Raw genomic sequence first — 19,376 nt, 5'->3', positions numbered from 1 at the left:
TCAAGCAAATGATATCATCTCGACATGTCGGCTCGTCCGGGGCTCGCGGCGATCATCGGAGTGCCGCGCGGCGTGATCGGCATGGTGCACCTGCCGCCCCTGCCCGGCAGCCCGCGCTGGGCCGGAAGCATGGAGGGCGTGGTCGCCGCCGCCCTCCGAGACGCCGAGGCGCTGGCCGCCGCCGGCGTCGACGCGCTCCTCGTGGAAAACTTCGGCGACGCCCCGTTCACGGGCGGCCGCGTCGGGGCGGAGACGGTGGCGGCGATGGTGGCGGCGGCCCGCGAGGTGGCGCGCGTGGTGCGGCTGCCCCTCGGCGTCAACGTCCTGCGCAGCGACGGCGTGTCCGCCCTCGCGGTGGCGCTGGCGGCAGGTGCCCGATTCATCCGGGTCAACGTGCACGTGGGCGCGGTGCTCACCGACCAGGGCATCATCCAGGGCGGCGCCCACGATCTGCTCCGCGCTCGGCGCTTCCTCGGCGCCGACGTGAAGATCCTCGCCGACGTGCAGACGAAACACGCGGCGCCCCTGGCCCAGGTCTCGATCGAGCAGGAGGCGCGTGACTGCGTGGAGCGCGGGCTCGCCGACGCCCTCATCGTGTCCGGCGCGGCGACCGGTTCCCCCACCGAGCCGGGCGATCTCAAGCGCGTGCGCGACGCGGTGGGCGCGGTCCCGCTCCTCGTGGGCAGCGGCGTCACCGCGGAGACCGCCGGCGAGCTGCTCGCCGTCGCGGACGGTCTCATCGTGGGGACCGCGGTCAAGCGTGACGGCCTCGTGAGCAATCCCGTGGATGCCGCCCGGGTGCGGCGCCTCGTGGAGGCTGCCCGGAGCGCCCGCTGAGACTCGGGGCGCTCGCGCGCCTCACGGGCGGCCGCGTGTCCCGCCGCCTCGCGTCCCTGATTTTTGCGGTGCTGCTGATCACGGACGGCTGCGCCGGCACGGGCCCGGGCGCGGCTCCCCGACGCCTGCCCCTGGGCGACCTGCTGCTCGTCGGCTTCCGCGGGACGACGGTGGAGGGCAACGACGAGCTGCGCGCGCTCATCTGCGACGTGCGCGTGGGGGGCATCATCCTGTTCGAGCGCGACGCCGCCACGCGTGCGCCCCGCAACATCACCGATCCCGAGCAGCTCGCGCGGCTGACCGCGGACGCCCAGGCCCTGGCGAAGCGGTGCACGGGCCGCCCGCTACTGATCGCCACCGATGCCGAGGGCGGAAGCGTGCTCCGCCTCTCGATGCGCGCCGGCTATCCGCCCGCTCCCTCGGCGCAGGACATGGGGGAGAGCGCGCAGGTCGCGCTCACCGAACAGGAGGCGCGGCGGCTCGGCGAGCGGCTCCGCGAGGCGGGGGTCAACTGGAACCTCGCGCCGGTGGTCGACGTGGCGGTGAATCCCGCGAACCCGGCGGTGGTCGCGCTGGGTCGCACCTATTCGAGCGACCCGGAGCAGGTGACCGCCCATGCCCGCGCCTTCATCCGCGGCATGCACGCGGCGGGCGTGCTCACCGCGCTCAAGCACTTCCCCGGCCACGGAAGCAGCGTCGGCGACTCGCATCACGGCTTCACCGACGTGACCGACACCGCCAATCTCGACGTCGAGCTGGTCCCGTTCCGCGCCTTGATCAAGGAAGGGCTGGCGGATGCCGTGATGCCCGGGCACGTGTTCAACCGTCATCTCGACACGTGGCACCCGGCCTCGCTGTCCTGGTACACGATCAAGCGCGTGCTGCGCGCCCGCCTGGGCTACAAGGGCGTGGTCGTCTCCGACGACCTCCTCATGGGCGCCATCACCCAGAACTACGGCCTCGAGGAGGCGACACTGCTGGCGCTGGGCGCGAGCGCGGACGTGCTGCTGGTGTCGGAGAACACCGTGAAGCGCGAGCCGCGGGCGGCGCAGCGCGTGATCGGCGCCATCCAGCGAGCGCTCGACGAGGGCCGTCTGACCCGGGGCACCGTGCAGGCCGCCCTCACGCGGGTGAACGCGCTGCGCGCGCGCATTCCCCCGCCCTGATCCCCATCAACGCTTGAGGGCGGCGAGGAATCGCTCCACGTCGGCGCGGCTGGGGAGCGCGTCCTGGGCGCCGCGGGCCATGCACGTGAGGGCGGCCGTGGCATTGGCCAGCGGGAGCGCCTGCTCGAGCGTCCCGCCGGCGGCCAGGCCGACGGCGAGCGCCCCGTTGAACGCGTCCCCCGCCGCGGTGGTGTCCACGACGGTCACGGGGAACGCGGGGAAGTGCACCGCGCCCTCGGCGCCGCAGACGAGCGCGCCCTGGCCACCCAGCGTGAGGATCACGATGCCGGCTCCGTTGTCGCGGATGCGCTCGCCGGCGGCCCGCGCGGAGGCGAGATCGCTCACCGCCGCCCCGGCCAGGCGCGCCGCCTCGCCCTCGTTGGGCGTGAGATAATCCGCCAGCGCCAGGAGTCCCGGCTCCAGCTCGCGCATCGGCGCCGGGTTCAGGATCGTCACCGCGCCCGCCGCTCGCGCCTCGCCGAGCGCCCACGCGACGACGGGCAGCGGCAGCTCGAGCTGGCAGACCACCACCTGCGCCCAGCGAATCGAGCTCGTATGCGGCGCCAGCGCGGCCACCGTCGCCGCGTGATTGGCGCCGGGGGCCACCGCGATCTGGTTCCGGCCCGCCGCGTCGACGCAGATGAGCGCGGTGCCGGTGGCCGTCCCCGCCACCGCCACGAGGCCCTCCACGTCGATGCCCTCGGCGCCGAGGCGCGCGCGGATCTCGGCGCCCGAGGCGTCATCGCCCACGGCACCGAGCAGGCGCACCTGGGCGCCCAGCCGCCGCGCGGTCATCGCCTGGTTCGCGCCCTTCCCCCCGAGATTCCTCAGCAGCGTGCCGCCCGACACCGTCTCCCCGGGGCTCGGCAGGCGCTCGAGAGCCACCGTGAAATCGACGTTCGCGGAGCCTACGACGCAGACGCGCGGCACAGGCCCTCCAGCACGCGCGCGAGCGCGCGCGGCGCGTCCACCGTGAGCGCGACGCGGCAGTTGGCGGGCGCGCGATCGTAGGCCCGCTCGCGCCGATCGGCCAGCGACAGGCCCCGCGTCAGCGGCGACTCCGTCTCGACCACCACGTGTAACGGCGTCCAGCCCACCAGCGAGGGATCCTCGGCCACCGCCACCGCGAGCGGATCGTGCAGCGTGATGCCGGGCTTCCAGCGCTCGAACCCGTAGGCGGCCAGGTCCAGGAGTAGGCGCCCCACCCCGTCGCGCGGCGCGCCCAGCGCGCCCTCGAGATCGGCGCGGCCGAGCACCACCTGCCGCGTGACGTCGAGGGGCACCAGGTCCACGGGCAGGCCGGCCGCGAGCACCTCGGCGGCGGCGTCGGGATCCACGTAGAAGTTGAATTCGGCCGCCGCCGTCACATTGCCCGGCGCGGTGACCGCCCCGCCCATCACCACGATGCGCCCGACACGGCGCAGCCGGGCGGCGTCGCGGCGGAGGGCCAGGGCGAGGTTGGTGAGCGGTCCCAGCGCGATCAGGATCAGGGCGCTCCCGAAGCGATCGGCGGTCTCGAGGATGAGGTCGGCGGCGTCGATACGCTCGAGATCCAGAGACGGCACGGGGTAGCGGGGACGCCCCGCCGCGTCCACGAGCCGGTTCACGTTCCCGAGGCCGTCATCGCCGTGGACGTGGGCCGCCGTGACGAGAGGCTGCCGGAGGGGCGAGGCCGCCCCGCGCGCCACGCGCGGCGGCCGCGGAGGGCGGGCCGCCGCGAGGAGCCGCGCGGTGTTGGCAGTGGCCAGGTCGATCGAGACATTGCCGGCGACGGTGGCGACGGCCTCGACGGCAAGCCCCGGCGTGCCCCAGGCCAGGCAGAGCGCCAAGGCGTCGTCGATGCCGGGGTCGGTATCGATGAGCACCGGCTTCGCGGATTGACTCGGTTCGGGATGCCCCGCTATCATGGACACGACACCACTTTCAAGGAGGACACGATGAAGATCGTGATCACGTACTGCGGCGAGTGAAACTATCTACCCCAGGCCTCCAGTCTGCAGGCCGCCATCAAGGATAAGTACGGGATCACCGCGCACCTCGTGGAGAGCATGGGCGGCGTCTTCTTCGTCGACATCGACGGGAAGCGAGTCTACAATAACCAGGAAACATATCGCTTCCCCGAGAACGCCGAGATCTTCGCCTCCATCGACACGCTCAAGTCGTAGCCGACTCCAGCCGCTCCCGCCACGCCGGGTGGGCGATCGCGAGCAGCGCGCGACGCCGCCCGGCGTCGCTCTGTCCCCGTAAGGCCGCCACCCCGAACTCCGTGACCACGTAGTCGGCGAGATAGCGCGGCGACGTCACCCGTCCCGCCGTGCCCAGGGCCGGGACGATCCGGGACACCTGACCGTCCCGCCCCGTGGACGGCAGCGCGATCACCGCACGGCCGCCCACCGCCCGCGCGGCGCCCAGCACGAAGTCGAACTGGCCGCCGATCCCCGCGATCTGCCGTCCGCCCACGCTCTCCGCGTTGACCTGACCGAGGCAGTCGACCTCGAGCGCCGAGTTCACGGACACGAAGGCTCCCAGCCGGCCGACGACCTCGGGATCGTGGACGATGTCGGAGGGCTCCATGTTCACCGCCGGATTCTCCGCGCTCCATGCGAAGAGGCGCGCGGTGCCCATGATCTCGCCCACGTCCATGCGCCCCCGATGCAAGGGCTTGCACGCGTTGGTGATGGTGCCGGACTCGATCAGGGCCAGCATGGGCTCCACCAGCAGCGAGTGGACGCCGAGATCGCGCTTGCCCGCCAGCGCCTCGAGGACGGCCTGCGGGATCGCGCCGACGCCGACCTGGAGCGTGGCGCCATCGGGCACGAGGCTCGCGACGTGCGCGCCGATCGCGCGCTCCACCGGCCCCACCGGCGTGGGCGGATACTCGAGCAGCGGCTCGTCCACCTCCACCCAGCAATCCACCTGCGAGCGGTGCAGAAACGCATTCCCGAGCGTCCGGGGCATGCGGGGGTTGACCTGCGCGATCACGAGCGGCGCGCGCCGTGCCGCGGGCAGCGCGTAGCTCACCGAGACGCCCAGCGAGAGCCAGCCGCCCCGATCGGGCGGCGCGGCGTGGACGAGCACCGCGTCCGGCGCCCACCGTCCGCCCTCCGCGAAGAGGCTGACGGTGTCGAAGTAGCGCGCGGGCACGAAATCCACGTCGCCCCGCGCCTCGGCATCGCGCAGCCGCGGCGAGTGATGCCACGTGGCGAAGCGCACCTTGCCCGCGTAGGCGGCCGCCGCCATGGGATAGTCGTCGAGGCGCAGCCCGCCCATGAGCGTGAGGGGTGCGAGGCGATCGGCCTGGGCCAGCACCTCGGCGACGAGGGCGCGAGGATCGCCGCAGCCCGCCGGCAGCAGCACGCGCATGCGCGGGCGCAGACGGCCCACCGCGTCCGCGAGCGAGGCCTTCTCGAAGCGCCGGGCCATGAGCGCGGGTAGTATAATCGCGCACCGCTCACGACGGGAGGCGCCCATGTACAAGATCCTCGAATCCGTGAATCCACCCGGTCTCATGAAGCCCGTGGGCTACTCGCACGCCTACGAGGTGCAGGGCGGCAAGACCCTCTACATCGCCGGCCAGGTGGCGGTGGATCGCCAGGGCGAAGTCGTCGGCAAGGGCGATCTCGTGGCCCAGTTCCGCCAGGTGATGGAGAACCTCCGCACTGCGGTCGGCGCGCGCGGGGGCCAGCTCACCGACATCGTCAAGCTGACGATCTACGTATTGTCTACCGCGGAGTACAAGGCGCGCGGCCGTGAGATCGGCGCGGTGTACCGCGAGTACTTCGGACGCCACTACCCCGCCATGACCTTCCTCGAGGTCAAGGGGCTCTACGACGAGGACCGCGGTTGCGCGATCGAGATCGAGGCCGTCGCGGTGGTCGGCTAGCCTCGGAGGGGAGGAGGCCCGGATGTCCGTCACCGCCGCCTGGGTCACCACCGCCTTCGACTTCGAGGGCTATCGCATCGTGGCCAATCGCGGGGTGGTGCGCGGGATCACGGTCCGCTCGCGCAGCGTCATCGGCAATCTCGGCGCCTCCCTCCAGACGCTTTTTGGCGGCAACATCTCGCTCTACACCGAGCTCTGCGAGCACGCCCGGGAGGAAGCCTTCGAGCTGATGATTCAGCACGCGAGCCGACTCGGCGCCAACGCCATCATCGGCATGCGCTACGACGCCAACGAGATCGCCACCGGGGTGACCGAGGTACTCGCATATGGCACCGCCGTGGTGGTCGAGGCCCTGCCCCGGTAGGCGCCCGATGGGCCGACGCGCGCGCTCCCGGGTCAGCACCAAGCGAATCTACGAGCCGGCCTCCCGCGCGGACGGGACGCGCGTGCTCGTCATGCGGCTCTGGCCGCGCGGGATCCGGAAGTCGGCGGTGGACCTCTGGCTGCGCGACCTGGGGGCCGAGCTGCGCAACCTCCGCCTCTGGCACGCGGGCCGCCTCAGCTGGCCCGAGCTCCGGCGTCGCTACCTGGCCGGCCTCAAGCAGCCTCCGGCCTCCGAGGCCCTCGCCGAGCTCCGATCGCTGGCGAAGCGGGGGCCGCTCACCCTCCTCTGCTCGTGCGCGGATCCCGCGCGCTGCCACCGGACCGTCCTGGCCGGCGTGCTCAAGCGAGCCTCATCCAGATCCTGAGGCCATGATCACAAAGTATGGAGACTCATTGAGTCCATGGACATAGCCTCGCGCGAGGAGACCGGCGCGCTCTACGCAACGGTGCGGGCGGTCGGCCGCTTCTGGATCTGGTTCTTCTTCAAGGCGGTGGATCTGCGCCATGCCGATCGGGTGCCCACGGCGGGGGCCGTGCTGCTCTGTATCAATCACCCGAACAACCTGATCGACTCGCTCCTGGTGGCCGCGGCGCTCGACCGGAAGGTTCACTTTCTCGCCACCGCCGCGCTCTTCCGCAATCCCCTGGTCGCCCGCTTCCTCCACGCGTGCGGCGCGATCCCCGTCTACCGCAAGCAGGACGTGTCCGCGCCGGGTAATGGCGTGGGCGTGGTGGGCGCGGAGCGGAACGTGGACGCCTTCACCGCCTGCTTCCGCACCCTGGCCGCCGGCGGGCTGGTGGGGATCTACCCCGAAGGCACCACCCACGCCGAGCCGCGCGTGCAGCGGATCAAGACGGGCGCGGCGCGCATCGCGCTCGAGTACGAGGCGCGACGGGAGCGGGGCGACGAGCCGGGCGGCCCCTCGCTCGCGCTGGTGCCGGTCGGGCTGACCTTCGAGGCACGCAAGTCGTTCCGCGGCCGGGTGCTCGTGATGTTCGGGGAGCCGATGAGGCTCGCGCCCTACATCGACCGGTACCGCACCGACCCCGCGCAGGCGGTGGAAGCCCTTACGACTTCGGTCCAGGTGGCCATGGAGGCGCTGGTCGTCAGCGTGAGCCGGCTGGACTGGGCGGCGCTGATCCGGGCCGTCGATGACCTCTACCGCGGCGAGCTCGTGCGGGAGTTGCACGAGGAGCGAGGTCTCGCGCTCGGACAGATCGACACCATCCGTCTCTCGCGGGCCATCGCCGAAGCGGCCCAGCACTTCGCCGAGCGCGAGCCCGACCGGGTGGAAGCCCTGTGGCAGCGCATCCAGGGCTATCGCGGGCTGCTGTGGACCTATCGGGTGCGCGACGAGGCGGTGCGGGCGCGGCTGAGCCGGCCCCGCCTGCGCGTTCGTCTCCAGCGAGGCTCGTGGGTCGGGCTCGGGCTGCCCCTGTTCCTCTATGGCGTGCTCGTGAATGGGCTCCCCTACTTCATCCCGCGCATGATCAGCCATCGATTCGCCCGCAAGGAGACGGACTACGCTACCACGCGCCTGCTCGCGAGCGTGGTGGCGATCCCGCTGTTCTGGGGGCTCGAGACCTGGCTCGTGTGGCGGCTGATGGGCGCGCTCTGGGCCGCGGCTTTCGCCATCTCACTGCCGCTCTCGGGACTCTTCGCCTACCGCTACCTCGGCGGCGTGGGCCGGCTGCGCAGCCAGATCCGCCTGGGCGCGATGGGGCTCGTCCGCCATCAAGCCGCTTCGAGGCTGCTCGACGAGCGCCGTGAGATCATCGCCGAGCTCGAGCGCGCCAAGAACGACTACCTCGCCGCGACCAGGGGGAGCAGCTTTTGACCGTGCACCGGCTGGAAGAGATGTCCACGCCCACCCTCGACGCGCTGGATCGCCACCGCACCCTCGTCCTGCTCCCCGTGAGCCCGCTGGAAGAGCACGGGCCGCATCTGCCAGTGGGTGTGGACGCCTTCGCAGCGCGCCACTTCGCCGAGGCGCTCGCGGAGCGGGTCACCGCCGGCCGGCCCGGCTGGGCGGCGGTGCTGGCGCCCACGCTGCACCTGGGCTCGTTCACGTTCGACACTGTCGGGACCATCCGGATCCGCCAGCGGGTGGTCCGTGACGCGGTGGTGGACTACGGCGCCTCGCTGGCGCGGGCGGGCTTTCGCTGGATCGTGGTCGCCAACGGCCATGGCGGCCCGGGACACCTCGTCGCGCTCGAGGAGGCCTCCGCGATCGTGTCGCGCCGGCATCGCGTGACCATGGCCTCGGTCAGCGGCTATCTCGCGTGGCAGTTCCTGCGCGGGCGCTATGTTCCCGCCATCGAGGAGGCGCTCGGGCGCGAGCTCTCCGCGGAGGAGCGGGCCGCCTTCGCCGACGACGCGCACGGTGGGCTTTGGGAAACCTCCCTCATGCTGTGGCTGCGCCCCGACCTCGTCGCGAGCCACTATCGCGACCTGCCCGCCGCGCGCTACTCGCTGCCGCGACGGCTCTTGCCGAACTATCCCCTCCGCAATGGCGGCCAGGGCTATGTCGGGCATCCCGCGTTGGCCAATCCCGCCTTCGCTCGGGCGACCAGCGCGGTGCTGCTCGCCGAGGGCCTCGGCCTGGTGAACGGGCTGCTCGACGGCACGGTGAAGCCCCACGAGCGCCGCTCGCCCTTCTGGACGCTCCCGTTCCTCCGCACGAACTTCTGGCCCGTCGTGGGCGCGGCGGTCGCGGCGGGTGTGTTCGCCGCGTGGTGGGGAACCCGCCGCCCCGAGAAAGGAGACGCGTGATGAAGGCCTACGTGCTGATCGAGACTGCCGCCGGCAAGACCAAGAACGTGAAGAAGACGCTGACCAAGGTGAAGGGGACCAAGGCCACGGTGGTCGCGATGGACGCGGTCACCGGTCCCTACGACTTCATTGCCGTCGTGGACGGCGCGTCCCTCGACGCCATCGGCAACCTGGTGACCGAGTCGATCGGCACCGTCGACGGCGTGACCCGCACCACGACGTGCGTGGCGGTGGCCATCGGCTGAGCGGCTGCTCCCCGCCGCGTGCTAAAATCCCGCGTCATGCGGGTGCTCGTGCTCGGTGGGACGGAGTTCATCAGCCTGCACCTCGTGCAGTCGCTGCAACAGCGCGGCCACGCCGTCACCGTGTTCAACCGGGGCCGCCATCCGGAGCGCCTGCCCGCGGGCGCGCGGGTCATCGCGGGGGATCGCAAGGATCACGCCGCGCTGCCCGGCCTCCTCGGCGGCGAGGCCTTCGACGGCGTCGTGGACGTGACCTACGCGCCCACGCTGGGCGAGGACGTGGAGGCGCTACTGCGCGCGCTGCGGGGGCGGCCGCATCTCCTCTTCGTCTCGACCTGTCGCGTCTACGACCACGCGCTGCCCATCCCCTACTCCGAGGACACGCCGCGGGGCGAGTACTGGGGGGACTACGCACGACACAAGATCGCCGGAGAGAACGCGCTCCTCGAACGCCACCGCCGCGAGGGATGGCCGGTCACGATCGTTCGGCCGACGCACGTGATGGGCCCCCTCAACACCCGCAACAACGAGACCTTCTTCATGGACCGCCTCGCGCGCGGCCGGCCCGTCCTCGTGCCAGGCCACGGCGGCTGGCTGCGGCAGTTCGGCCACGTGGCCGACCTCGGCGAGGCCATGGCGGCCATGCTGGGCGACCCGCGCGCGTACGGGCAGGCGTACAACGTGATGGGCGAGGATGTGGTGAGTCAGGTGGGTTTCGTCGAGCTGATCGCCGAAGCCATGGGGCGCCCGGTGACCTTCCGTCACTTCGATCCGGCGCTGCTCAAGGCCTTCGATAGGCCGGGGCTCGTCTTCGGCCAGAACCTCGTCTACGACTGCCATGCCGTGCACTCCACGACCAAGCTCCGGAACGAGCTCGGCATCCGCCCCCGCTACACGCTGGCCGGCGCCATCCGGCAGACCCTCGACTGGTACCGCGCGCAGGGCATGGCGGATCGCCCCGTCGACTTCACGTTCGAGGATCGGCTCCTCGCCAAGCTCGGCGCGTGAGCGCCGCCCCCCGCCTCATCCTCGTCTATCACCCGGACGAGGCCGACGCCTACGCGGCGCTGATCCATCCGCCACGACGGTCGCTCATCGTGGCGGTGTGTGGGACGCCCGAGGCCGCCACCCGGCACGTGGCGGACGCGGAGATCCTCTATGCTTGGGGCTTCCCGCCCGATCTCCTGCCGCAGGCGCGCGCGCTCCGCTGGATCCAGGTCATGGGTGCGGGCGTCGAGCGCTTCCTCGTTCCCGGCCTCCGTGACGACATCGTGATCACCCGGGCGGCCGGGATCTTCGGCCCCTGGATGGCCGAGTACGCGATCGGCTGGGCGCTCTGGTCTACCCAGAAGATGGAGCACTTCCGAGCGCTCCAGCGCGCGCGCCACTGGAAGCCGACGGATCCCACGCGACTCCGCGGCCGCACGCTCTGCGTGGTGGGACTCGGGGACATCGGGCGCGCGGTGGCCCGTCTCGGGCGCGCGTTCGACATGCGCGTGATCGGCGTGAGCCGGAGCGGACGCGGGGCGCCCGAGGCGCATCGCGTGGTGCGTCCCGCCGCCCTCACCCGCGTGCTCGGCGACGCCGACTTCGTGGCGGTGACGGTGCCGCTCACTCCGGCGACCCGGGGGCTCCTGGGCGCCGCCCAGCTCGCGGCCATGAAGCCGGGCGCCTGGCTGATCAATCTCGCGCGGGGCGCGGTCGTGGATGAGGCGGCCCTCCTGCGCGCGCTGGAGGCGCGCGCCATCGGGGGCGCCGTGCTCGACGTCTTCAGCGAGGAGCCCTTGCCGCCCGGCCATCCGTTCTGGGGACTGGACAACGTGGTGGTGACACCGCACATCTCGGGACCGAGCACACCCGCCGAGATCGCACCGATCTTCGCCGACAACCTGCGCCGCTACCTGGCGGGCCGCGCGCTGCGCCACGTGGCCGACCGCGGGCGAGGCTACTGAGGCCTGACCCCGATCCGGATCGCCTCGCCGCGGCCGGCCCTCGCCACCAGGGGCAGGGCCCGCTCGAGGGCGAGCTTCATCACACCGTAAGCCGGGCGCCACTCGGTCACCCGGGCGAGCCGCTCGCGGCGGCGATCTCGCAGCCGGAGGCGCAGGCTCCAGAGATAGTGGCGGGGCTTGGCCTGCTGGCGCTGCCACACGATGCGCCCGCCGGCCGCCCGCACCGCGCGCTCGAGACTGGCCGGCGTGAAGTGGGACAGGTGGCGCGGCAGCTCGAGGCCCGACCACGCGCGCCCGAACAGCGCGGCGCCCAGGCCGCCCGCGTTGGGGACCTCAACGATGAGCAGCCCGCCCAGGGCCAGCCACGCGAGCATGCGGCGGAGCAGGGCCACGGGGTCCGGCACGTGCTCGAGCACGTGAAATGCGCTCACGACGTCGAAGCGGCCCCCCTCGAACGGGGCGCCGAAGGCGTCGCCCACGTGGAGCTCGTCAGCGAAGCCGCGGGCGCGGGCGGCGGCCTCCGCATCCACCTCGATCCCCGCGGTGCGCCAGCCCAGCGCCCGCGCCACGCCGAGCGCGCCGCCCGAGCCGCATCCCACGTCGAGGTAGCGTCCCTGCCCCGTCCACGGTGGGCAGTCCCATCGGATCCGTCGGAGCAGCCAGCGCCCGCGCATGCGCGTGAGGAGGCCGGCGCGCGGCGGGGCGAGGCCGCGATAGCCGAGACCCTCCGCAAGGGCCCACCGCGCGGCCCGGCGGCGTCCCGACGAGCCCTTCAGGGGCACGCGCGGCGAGGGCTCGGGATGGCGCGGGTAGCGATCGGGATAGCAGGCGGCGAGGTCGTCGTCGGCCACCCGCGGGCGCTGATAGAGGAACCCGCAGGCGCGGCAGCGGGCCACCGTGTAGGAGCCGGGGACGGCGAAGGCGCGGTCGTCGGTTTGCCAGACCGGATCGGCGGTCGCCGTCCCGCAGAGGAAGCAGGGCGAGTCGACGGTGCGGGGCGCGCGCGCGTGCGGACCCGGCGCGCTCACTTCTTCGAGATCAGCCAGTGTCCGATGGCGACGTGCGGGAGGCCGGATCGCTCGAAGGTGTCCACCGCATCGGCGGCGGAAGCGACCACCGGCTCGCCGTGGAGGTTGAAGGAGGTGTTGAGCACGGCTCCCGTCCCGGTGCGCCGCTCGAACTCGCGGATCACCGCGTGGTATTCGGGGTTCCAGTCCCGCTCGAGGATCTGGGGCCGCGCCGTCGCGTCCTGGGGATGGATGGCCGCGGGCAGCGCGGCGCGCCCGGCCGCCGTCGTGGGCATGGCGAGCATCATGTACGGCGAGGCGAGCCGCTTCGGGTTCACCAGGTAGTCGGCCGCGCGCTCGGCGAGGACGGTCGGGGCGAAGGGCATCCAAAAGTCACGATTCTTGATCATCCGGTTGATGAGCCCGACGACACGGGGATCGCCGGGGTTCGCGAGGATCGAGCGATTGCCGAGAGCGCGCGCGCCGAACTCCATGCGCCCCGCGCACCGCGCCACCACACCGTCCGTGACCAGGAGCTCCGCGATGCGCTCCTCGATGCGGTCGTGGAACGCGACCTTGTAGCGGGCGTGGAGGTCGCGCTCCTGGATCACCGTCTCGGCGTGGGCGTCGTTGACCGAGGGGCCGAGATAGGCCGGGCCGAACGGCGCGGGCGCGGCGGGAAGCTGCCGGCGCCGGCACTCCGCGAGATAGCCCAGGTAGGCCGCGCCCACCGCGTTCGACTCGTCGCCACACGAGGGGAAGGCGAAGAGGTCCTCTACCCAGTCCTCCTGGGCGAGGAGCATGTTGGCCTTCACGTTCATGAAGACGCCGCCGCCCAGCGCCACGCGGCCGCCGCCATGGCGCGTGTGCATGAGCCGCGCCCACTCGAGCAGGACACCCTCGAGCAGGCGCTGGGCCCCCGCGGCGACCCAGTCGAAGCGCAGCCCGAGGGTCGCGCGCACGAGCAGTCCGTAGCGCTCGCCGGGCTTTCGCCAGTGGAAGCGCGCGGGGCGGCCGGCTTCCATCCCGAACACCTCGTGCAGCGCGGCCTCCGCCCGCGCGGCATACTTCTCCGGCGCGTAGGGAGCGAGCCCCATGACCTTGTACTCGTGCTCACCGAACTTCATCCCGAGCGCGAGGGTCACGAACGAGTAGAACGCGCCCAGCGAGCCCGGCGCGCTCGCCGTGGCCTCGTGCCGCGTCAGCTCGAGCCCCCGGCCGGTGGAGGCGGTGGCGCACAGTCCGTCACCGGAGTTGTCGTTGGTGAGCACCAGCGCCTCCCGCCCTCCGAAGCCCGAGCCAAAGTAGGCCGCGGCGGCATGACACGCGTGGTGATCGAGGCAGACGATGCGGTCGGCGGCGATGCCCAGGTGGTCGGTGACCAGCCCGAGGCGCTCACGCTGCGGGATGCCGAACTTGCCGCGGGCCGCGTCCATCAGGCCGAAGCGGGCGCCGAGTTTGCGGACCTTCTTGGCGAGGGCCCGCCGCGGGGAGGGCCAGGCCACGCCGTAGTACTCGCGGGCGTAGACCTCGTCGTGCAGCACCCGGTTGAGCCATTCCCGGGAGGCGGCGCGGGCGCCGCCCAGGGCCACGAGATCGATCTCGGATGGGGCGATCCCGAGCTCGGCGAGGAGGGCGTCCACGGCCCGGCGCGGATAGCCCGCGTCGTTCTTCAGGCGGGAGAAGCGCTCCTCGGACGCGCAGCCGATGATGTGCCCGTCCTGCAGCATGGCCGCGGTCGCGCAGTGAGTCTCGTTGATGCCGAGGACGATCATCTGCGCCATTGTATCAAGGGGCCCCGGCGCGGCCCGGCGGCAATCAGTCGCGCGTGAGGCGCTCGACCAGCCAGCGGCCGGTGCGGAGCAGGCGGCCGTCGCCCTCGCGCGGCCCCACCAGCTGCACGCCCAGCGGCAGCCCGTTGGCCCCCCGCATGAGGGGAACGCTCAGCGTGGGGACGCCCAGCAGAGTCCATACCGAGCAGAAGGCCGGATCGCCGGTGGACTCGAGGCCCGCCGGCGCGGTGCCGAAGGTCGCCGGGGTCAGCAGGGCGTCGAACTGCTGCTCGAACAGGTCGGTCACGCTCGCCAGGAGCGCGGGCACCGCCGCCCGCGCGCGGAGGTAGTCGTAAGCCCGCGCGGCAAGGCCGCTCTCGATTCGCGCGCGGAGCGAGGCCGAAAGCCGGTCACGCCCGTGCTCCCACTCGCGCGCCAGGTTGATGGCGAGCTCGACGTCCATGGTGAGCCGATGCCACTCCCAGGCCTGGTCGGCGAGGAGCTCGACCTCGACCATCCCCTCCCCGAGGGCGTTGGACAGCTCGCCGAACGCCTCGTGGGCGTCGTCGTCCATGTCACCCCAGCGGGGCGTCTTCACGAAGCCGAGTCGGGGCGTGATCGGCGGCGCCTCCGCGGCCACCGCGCGGAAGGGCACGCGGGGCCGGGGCCGCGTGTCGGGATCACCGGGGTCGTGCCCGGCCACGACTTCCAGGAGCAGGGCCAGATCCTCGATGGCGCGCGCGAAGAGACCCACGTGGTCGAGGCTCCGCGAGAGCTGGAACATCCCGCCCCGGGAGACGAGGCCGTGCGTCGGCTTGAACCCGTACACGCCGCAGTAGGACGCCGGTCGGATCGTCGACCCGCCGGTCTGGCTACCCAGCGCGAGCGGGACCATGCCTGCTGCCACCGCCGCCGCCGAGCCGCTGGACGAGCCTCCGGGCGTGTGGGCCGGGTTGTGGGGGTTGCGCGTCTTGCCCGGCGCCCGGGCGGCGAACTCCGTCGTCACCGTCTTGCCCATGATCACCGCGCCCTCGGCGCGCAGCCGGGCCACCGCGTGCGCGTCCCGCGAGGGAGTGCGCCCGGCGTGGAGCACCGAGCCGCTCTCGGTCGGCATGTCCGCCGTGTCCAGGATGTCCTTGATCCCCACTGGGATCCCGTGGAGGAGCCCGGTGGGCGCGCCGCTGAGCCGTGCGTCGTCGGCCGCGCGGGCCTGGGCGAGCGCATGCTCGGGATCGAGGAATGTCCAGGCCTGCACCTCGCCGTCGACCTTCGCCACGCGGGCGAGGCAATCGCTGATGAGCTCCGCCGAGGTGATCCTGCCCTCGCGGATGAGGCGGGCCGCGTCCGCGGCATTCAGCGCGTGGAGGGCGGACGGTTCACTTGCCGTAGAGGAACTCCGGCAGCCAGAGGGTCATGCCTGGCCAGATGTACATGAAGGCCAGGCAGATGCACACGATGATCATGTACGGCATCATGCCCGCGAAGATCTGGTTCAGCGTCACGTGCTTGGGCGACACGCCCTTGAGGTAGAAGGCCGACATCGCCACTGGCGGCGAGAGGAACGCGGCCTGGAGATTCACCGCGACCATGGTGCCGAACAGGATCGGGTCGATCTCGAAATGGCTCAGGAGCGGGATGAAGATCGGGCAGAAGATCACGATGATCTCCGTCCACTCGAGCGGCCAGCCCAGCACGAAGATGATGACCTGGGCGAGGAACATGAAGCCGAAGGGGGAGAGATTCATCGAGAGCACCCAACGCTCGATGACCCCCTGCCCGCCGTGCAGCGCAAAGACGGCGGAGAACAGACCGGAGCCCACGAATAGCCAGCACACCATGGCCGTCGTCTTCGCGGTGAGGAAGGTGGACTCCTTCATGTTGAGCCGTAGCTCCCGGGACGTGCGAAGGTACCAGAGTCCCGGCACCACCGTGCCGACGAGCGTTCCGCCGATCGAGCCCGCCACGAGGAGAGAGGCCCAGTTCTCGCCCTCGTACCATCCCAGCGCGATGCCGCCGATCAGGCCCACCAGGCTCCACCAGAGGACCGGCCGCTGGAAGCGCGCCATCACCGCCAGGTACATGGCGCCGAGCGCGCCGATCGCCGCCGACTCGGTGGCGGTGCATATTCCGAGCAGGATCACCGCGAGGACGACCACCGTCAGCACGCCCAGCGGGACCACCGCGATACAGAGCTCCCGCAGGATCATCAGCTGCTCGCCGTCCATCCGCGCGAAATAGACGAGGAGGAGCACGCCGAACGCCGCGGTGATCCCCCAGAACCAGGCGTAGAAGTGCGCGGGGATCTTCCCCGCGCTGGAAACGAGGGTGGGGTCACGCAAGGACGACATCTCCTCGGGTGGTCCCTCGCTTTTCGCCGCCCTCGTGCCTTCCGTCGCATCACCGGCCGAGCCCAGCTCCTCGGGCTGTTCTTCGGTGGCGGCCGCGCCGAGCTCCTGAGGCTTGTCGTCCTTGGCGGCCTGGGGCGCGGCGGGAGGCGCCGCGACCTTGACGGAGGCCGGGTTGGATGCCGGGGAGGGCGCCGGGGCCACCGCGACGGCGCCAGCCTCGGGGGCGTTGTAGATCACCACGTACCACCAGGTCGCCGTCAGGGTGCCCACCGTCAGGAGGACGGGCACGGACGCGATCAACACATCCTGGACGATCGAGCGATAGTGCCCCACACCCGGACGGAACGCCGCCCGCAGCAGACCCGGCACGATGCTGCCGCCCGGGCGTGGCTCGAGGGCCTTCAGGTACTCGGGCACTGTGACCCGGTATTGATCGGGCGACAGCTTGGGCGCGATCTTGGGATTGATGATGGCCCAACCGAGGATGTAGACGAGGTAGAGAAACGTCAGGAAGAAGCCGGGCAGCATCGCGGCGGCGTAGAGCTTGACGATGGACTGGCCCGCCACCGCCGCGTAGACGATGAGCATGACCGACGGTGGAATGAGGATGCCGAGCGTGCCGCCCGCGGTGATGGCCCCCGACGCCAGCTTCACGTCATAGCCGGCATTGAGCATGGGCCGCATCGCGATCACACCCATGAGGACGACCACCGCGCCCACGATGCCGGAGGCGATGCCCCAGAACGCGCAGACGAGCAGTGTCGTGACGGCGAGCGAGGCAGGCACGCGGCGGAACGCCAGCTGAACCGCGTGGAACATCCGGTCCACGAGCGCGGCCCGCTCCATGATATAGCCCATGAACACGAATAAGGGCACCGAGAGCAGGGTGTCGTTGGTCATCACCCAGTACGTGCGCTGGACGACGAGGTCGAAGATCCGGTTGTCGTACCAGTGCTGGCCGGGGGCCCAGAAGGCGATATAGCCGAAGATCATCCCCAGGCCCATCAGGGTGAAGGCGGTCGGGAAGCCCATCATGATGGCCACCACGATGAGCCCCAGCATGGTGAGCCCGAGCCAGGGCTCGCTCATGGGGTCCGGCTCTGTCGCTCGGTGTCGTCGACCACGGTACGATGACGGGCCGCCTCGTCGATCGCGTGCGCGCCGGCCATGGCCTGCCGCCGCGACTCCTCGTCCACGTACGCGCTCTGGCTCAGCTGGGTCTCGATGACGTCGATCTCCTCGACGTCTTCGAGCCGCGCCGGCCAGGCGCCGGTGCGGATGCACACGACGCAGCGGACGATCTCCGCCAGGCCCTGGAGCATCACGAGAAGGCCGGCAAGCGGGATCACCGACTTGAAGTGGTAGACAGGCGGACCCTCCGCCGTCACCGTCGAGTGCTCGCCGATGCGCCACGAGATCGCCGCGAAGTCGTAGCCGGCGTAGATCAGGCCGAGGATCCCGGGGATGAAGAAGAGGAAGTAGAGGATGAGGTCGAGGCTCGCCTGGCCCCGGGGTTTCATATAGATGTACACGAAGTCGGCGCGGACATGGCCGGCCAGGGCCAGCGTGTACGCGCCGCACATCATGAACAGCGTGCCGTACAGCATGTTATTGAAGTCGAAGATCCAGGCGGTGGGCGCGTTCAGGATGTAGCGCTTGAACACCTCGATCGAGACCACGAACGTCAGGGCCACAATGAGCCAGGCGAAGGCCTTGCCGGACCAGTAGCTGATCTGATCGACGAAGTGGATGAAGGGCATCAGGCGCGGCGCCGCGGCCCCCGCCGTCCGGTGGGGGCCGGACGACGCGGGCGGGCGGGACGAGATGTCACGGGGCGATCAGCTCTTCTTGCCGAAGTAGTGGTTGTAGGCCATGCGCCGGCTGACGTTGGTGTCGAGATCCCATTTCACCGCGCGCGCCGCGAAGGCCTTCTGCGACTCGATGATCTCCTTGAAGAGCGCGTTCTCCGCCGACTTCTTGTCGGCGACCTGGTCGTAGATCTCGAGCTGCTTCTGCAGCACGGAGTCCGGCGTCCGGTAGAAGCGCACCTTGTCCTTGGTCTGCAGCTCGATGTAGTCCTTCGAGTAGCGGTCGATGGCCTTCCACGACATGTCCTGGGAGGCCGCCTCCACCGCGTTCTCGACGATCGCCTTCATCTTGTCGGGCAGCGCGTCGAACTTCCCCTTGTTGAAGCTGATCTCGAGCTGCTCCGCGTTCTGATGGTAGCTCTGCAGCATGCAGACCTTGGAGACGTCGGCGAAGCCGAGCACCCGGTCGGAGGTGGCGTTGTTGAACTCGGCGGCGTCCAACAGGCCACGGTCCATGGCGGGAACGATCTCGGCGCCGGGCAGCGCGTTGACCGCCGCCCCCATGCCTTGGAACACGTCGATCGAGATGCCCACGGTGCGGAACTTGAGTCCCTTGAAGTCGTCCGCCTTCGTGATGGGCTTCTTGTACCAGCCGAGCGGCTGCGTCGCCATCGGCCCGTAGGGGAACGACACCACGTTGGCCCCGATGGACTGGTAGAGCTTGGTCAGGAGCTGCTTGCCCCCGCCGTACTTGTGCCAGGACAGCAGCATGTTGGCGTCCATGCCGAACGCGGGGCCGGAGCCCCAGAGGGCCAGCGCGGTCTGCTTGCCGTAGTGGTACACGAGCACCCCGTGGCCGCCGTCGAGCGTGCCCTTGGACACCGCGTCGAGCAGGCCGAAAGCCGGCACCACGGCCCCGGCCGGCAGCACCTCGATCTTGAGATCGCCGCCCGTCATGTCGTTCACCTTCTTGGCGAAGTCCAGCGCGTACTCGTGGAAGATGTCCTTCTGCGGCCACGTGCTCTGGAAGCGAAAGTGGGTGGGGCCCTGCGCCTTCACGACGCTGGGGAAGCCCAGCGCAGCCGCGCCCAGAGCGGCGGTGGCGGAGCCGGTGAGGAACCTGCGGCGGGGACTGTCGACGGTGGCCTGCGCGTTCTTCATGTCGCCCCTCCTCGTTGAGTGGGTACCCTGGTCCGGGACAGAG

General features: G+C 71.2%; 19 protein-coding genes and 1 pseudogene. 11 read left to right on the top strand and 9 right to left on the bottom strand.

Annotated features, from left to right (window positions below; all coding sequences use genetic code 11):
* The first annotated feature begins 24 nt into the window (after positions 1-24).
* Complete coding sequence (locus tag VFX14_08700; protein HEU5189754.1) at positions 25-837, top strand: BtpA/SgcQ family protein; 813 nt, start codon at positions 25-27, stop codon at positions 835-837.
* A 35-nt stretch (positions 838-872) separates the two neighbouring features.
* The gene (locus tag VFX14_08695; GenBank protein ID HEU5189753.1) at positions 873-2,003 is read left to right on the top strand and encodes a glycoside hydrolase family 3 N-terminal domain-containing protein; all 1,131 of its coding nucleotides are present in this window, start codon (positions 873-875) and stop codon (positions 2,001-2,003) included.
* Positions 2,004-2,009: 6 nt separating this feature from the next.
* Here the strand turns inward: VFX14_08695 and rbsK are convergent, their stop codons facing one another.
* Both rbsK and VFX14_08685 read right to left on the bottom strand, forming a co-directional pair.
* The gene (gene rbsK / locus VFX14_08690) at positions 2,010-2,933 is read right to left on the bottom strand and encodes a ribokinase (GenBank protein ID HEU5189752.1); all 924 of its coding nucleotides are present in this window, start codon (positions 2,931-2,933) and stop codon (positions 2,010-2,012) included.
* Positions 2,912-3,868 (bottom strand): nucleoside hydrolase, encoded by a 957-nt coding sequence (locus tag VFX14_08685; protein ID HEU5189751.1) that lies wholly within the window; start codon positions 3,866-3,868, stop codon positions 2,912-2,914. The genes rbsK and VFX14_08685 overlap by 22 nt, the downstream gene beginning before the upstream one ends.
* A 117-nt stretch (positions 3,869-3,985) precedes the next feature.
* Here VFX14_08685 and VFX14_08680 point away from each other — a divergent pair.
* A pseudogene (locus VFX14_08680) lies at positions 3,986-4,168 on the top strand (Rdx family protein).
* On the opposite strand, the gene VFX14_08675 reads toward VFX14_08680, so the two are convergent.
* Entirely contained in the window at positions 4,158-5,426 is a 1,269-nt protein-coding gene (locus VFX14_08675) for an acetyl-CoA hydrolase/transferase C-terminal domain-containing protein (GenBank protein ID HEU5189750.1), read from the bottom strand. The pseudogene VFX14_08680 and the gene VFX14_08675 sit on opposite strands and share 11 nt — an antisense overlap.
* Before the next feature lie 46 nt (positions 5,427-5,472).
* On the opposite strand from VFX14_08675, the gene VFX14_08670 reads away from it, so the two are divergent.
* The 8 genes from VFX14_08670 to VFX14_08635 are packed head-to-tail and all read left to right on the top strand — an operon-like array spanning position 5,473 to position 11,237.
* The gene (locus VFX14_08670; GenBank protein HEU5189749.1) at positions 5,473-5,886 is read left to right on the top strand and encodes a RidA family protein; all 414 of its coding nucleotides are present in this window, start codon (positions 5,473-5,475) and stop codon (positions 5,884-5,886) included.
* Between the two features lie 22 nt (positions 5,887-5,908).
* Entirely contained in the window at positions 5,909-6,250 is a 342-nt protein-coding gene (locus VFX14_08665; GenBank protein HEU5189748.1) for a YbjQ family protein, read from the top strand.
* 7 nt (positions 6,251-6,257) lie between these two features.
* On the top strand, positions 6,258-6,635 hold the full coding sequence (locus tag VFX14_08660) for a DUF488 family protein (protein HEU5189747.1): 378 nt from the start codon (positions 6,258-6,260) through the stop codon (positions 6,633-6,635).
* A gap of 36 nt (positions 6,636-6,671) precedes the next feature.
* Positions 6,672-8,108: a lysophospholipid acyltransferase family protein gene (locus tag VFX14_08655; GenBank protein ID HEU5189746.1), complete on the top strand. Its 1,437-nt coding sequence runs from the start codon at positions 6,672-6,674 to the stop codon at positions 8,106-8,108.
* Positions 8,109-8,110: 2 nt separating this feature from the next.
* Positions 8,111-9,043 carry a creatininase family protein gene (locus VFX14_08650; GenBank protein ID HEU5189745.1) on the top strand — a complete coding sequence of 311 codons (933 nt, stop codon included), beginning with the start codon at positions 8,111-8,113 and terminating at the stop codon, positions 9,041-9,043.
* Entirely contained in the window at positions 9,043-9,288 is a 246-nt protein-coding gene (locus VFX14_08645) for an Lrp/AsnC ligand binding domain-containing protein (GenBank protein HEU5189744.1), read from the top strand. Before VFX14_08650 ends, VFX14_08645 begins: the two co-directional genes overlap by 1 nt.
* Before the next feature lie 18 nt (positions 9,289-9,306).
* Positions 9,307-10,293 (top strand): NAD-dependent epimerase/dehydratase family protein, encoded by a 987-nt coding sequence (locus VFX14_08640; protein HEU5189743.1) that lies wholly within the window; start codon positions 9,307-9,309, stop codon positions 10,291-10,293.
* Positions 10,290-11,237, top strand: a complete 948-nt coding sequence (locus VFX14_08635; protein HEU5189742.1) for a D-2-hydroxyacid dehydrogenase — start codon at positions 10,290-10,292, stop codon at positions 11,235-11,237. The genes VFX14_08640 and VFX14_08635 overlap by 4 nt, the downstream gene beginning before the upstream one ends.
* Here VFX14_08635 and VFX14_08630 read toward each other — a convergent pair.
* From VFX14_08630 to VFX14_08605, 6 genes are all read right to left on the bottom strand, one after another.
* Positions 11,231-12,265: a class I SAM-dependent methyltransferase gene (locus VFX14_08630; protein HEU5189741.1), complete on the bottom strand. Its 1,035-nt coding sequence runs from the start codon at positions 12,263-12,265 to the stop codon at positions 11,231-11,233. The genes VFX14_08635 and VFX14_08630 overlap by 7 nt on opposite strands.
* On the bottom strand, positions 12,262-14,019 hold the full coding sequence (locus VFX14_08625) for a carbamoyltransferase C-terminal domain-containing protein (protein HEU5189740.1): 1,758 nt from the start codon (positions 14,017-14,019) through the stop codon (positions 12,262-12,264). The genes VFX14_08630 and VFX14_08625 overlap by 4 nt, the downstream gene beginning before the upstream one ends.
* 43 nt (positions 14,020-14,062) lie before the next feature.
* Entirely contained in the window at positions 14,063-15,331 is a 1,269-nt protein-coding gene (locus tag VFX14_08620; GenBank protein ID HEU5189739.1) for an amidase, read from the bottom strand.
* A gap of 61 nt (positions 15,332-15,392) precedes the next feature.
* The gene (locus VFX14_08615; GenBank protein HEU5189738.1) at positions 15,393-17,453 is read right to left on the bottom strand and encodes a TRAP transporter large permease subunit; all 2,061 of its coding nucleotides are present in this window, start codon (positions 17,451-17,453) and stop codon (positions 15,393-15,395) included.
* On the bottom strand, positions 17,450-18,124 hold the full coding sequence (locus VFX14_08610; GenBank protein ID HEU5189737.1) for a TRAP transporter small permease subunit: 675 nt from the start codon (positions 18,122-18,124) through the stop codon (positions 17,450-17,452). The genes VFX14_08615 and VFX14_08610 overlap by 4 nt, the downstream gene beginning before the upstream one ends.
* 78 nt (positions 18,125-18,202) lie before the next feature.
* Entirely contained in the window at positions 18,203-19,333 is a 1,131-nt protein-coding gene (locus VFX14_08605) for a C4-dicarboxylate ABC transporter (protein ID HEU5189736.1), read from the bottom strand.
* Positions 19,334-19,376 lie beyond the last annotated feature (43 nt).

The organism is Candidatus Methylomirabilota bacterium, assembly GCA_035764725.1.
In the GTDB taxonomy this organism is placed as follows: domain Bacteria; phylum Methylomirabilota; class Methylomirabilia; order Rokubacteriales; family CSP1-6; genus DASRWT01.
The sequence above is the reverse complement of the archived record's forward strand: the minus strand, read 5'-3'. Positions and strand labels throughout refer to the sequence as shown.

Bases quoted from the DNA above. Each gene is read 5' to 3' on its own strand.
- VFX14_08700 (HEU5189754.1), top strand. From the start codon at position 25: ATGTCGGCTCGTCCGGGGCTCGCGGCGATCATCGGAGTGCCGCGCGGC.
- VFX14_08675 (HEU5189750.1), bottom strand. From the start codon at position 5,426: ATGGCCCGGCGCTTCGAGAAGGCCTCGCTCGCGGACGCGGTGGGCCGT.
- VFX14_08670 (HEU5189749.1), top strand. From the start codon at position 5,473: ATGTACAAGATCCTCGAATCCGTGAATCCACCCGGTCTCATGAAGCCC.
- VFX14_08665 (HEU5189748.1), top strand. From the start codon at position 5,909: ATGTCCGTCACCGCCGCCTGGGTCACCACCGCCTTCGACTTCGAGGGC.
- VFX14_08660 (HEU5189747.1), top strand. From the start codon at position 6,258: ATGGGCCGACGCGCGCGCTCCCGGGTCAGCACCAAGCGAATCTACGAG.
- VFX14_08655 (HEU5189746.1), top strand. From the start codon at position 6,672: ATGGACATAGCCTCGCGCGAGGAGACCGGCGCGCTCTACGCAACGGTG.
- VFX14_08645 (HEU5189744.1), top strand. From the start codon at position 9,043: ATGAAGGCCTACGTGCTGATCGAGACTGCCGCCGGCAAGACCAAGAAC.
- VFX14_08625 (HEU5189740.1), bottom strand. From the start codon at position 14,019: ATGATCGTCCTCGGCATCAACGAGACTCACTGCGCGACCGCGGCCATG.
- VFX14_08615 (HEU5189738.1), bottom strand. From the start codon at position 17,453: ATGAGCGAGCCCTGGCTCGGGCTCACCATGCTGGGGCTCATCGTGGTG.
- VFX14_08610 (HEU5189737.1), bottom strand. From the start codon at position 18,124: ATGCCCTTCATCCACTTCGTCGATCAGATCAGCTACTGGTCCGGCAAG.
- VFX14_08605 (HEU5189736.1), bottom strand. From the start codon at position 19,333: ATGAAGAACGCGCAGGCCACCGTCGACAGTCCCCGCCGCAGGTTCCTC.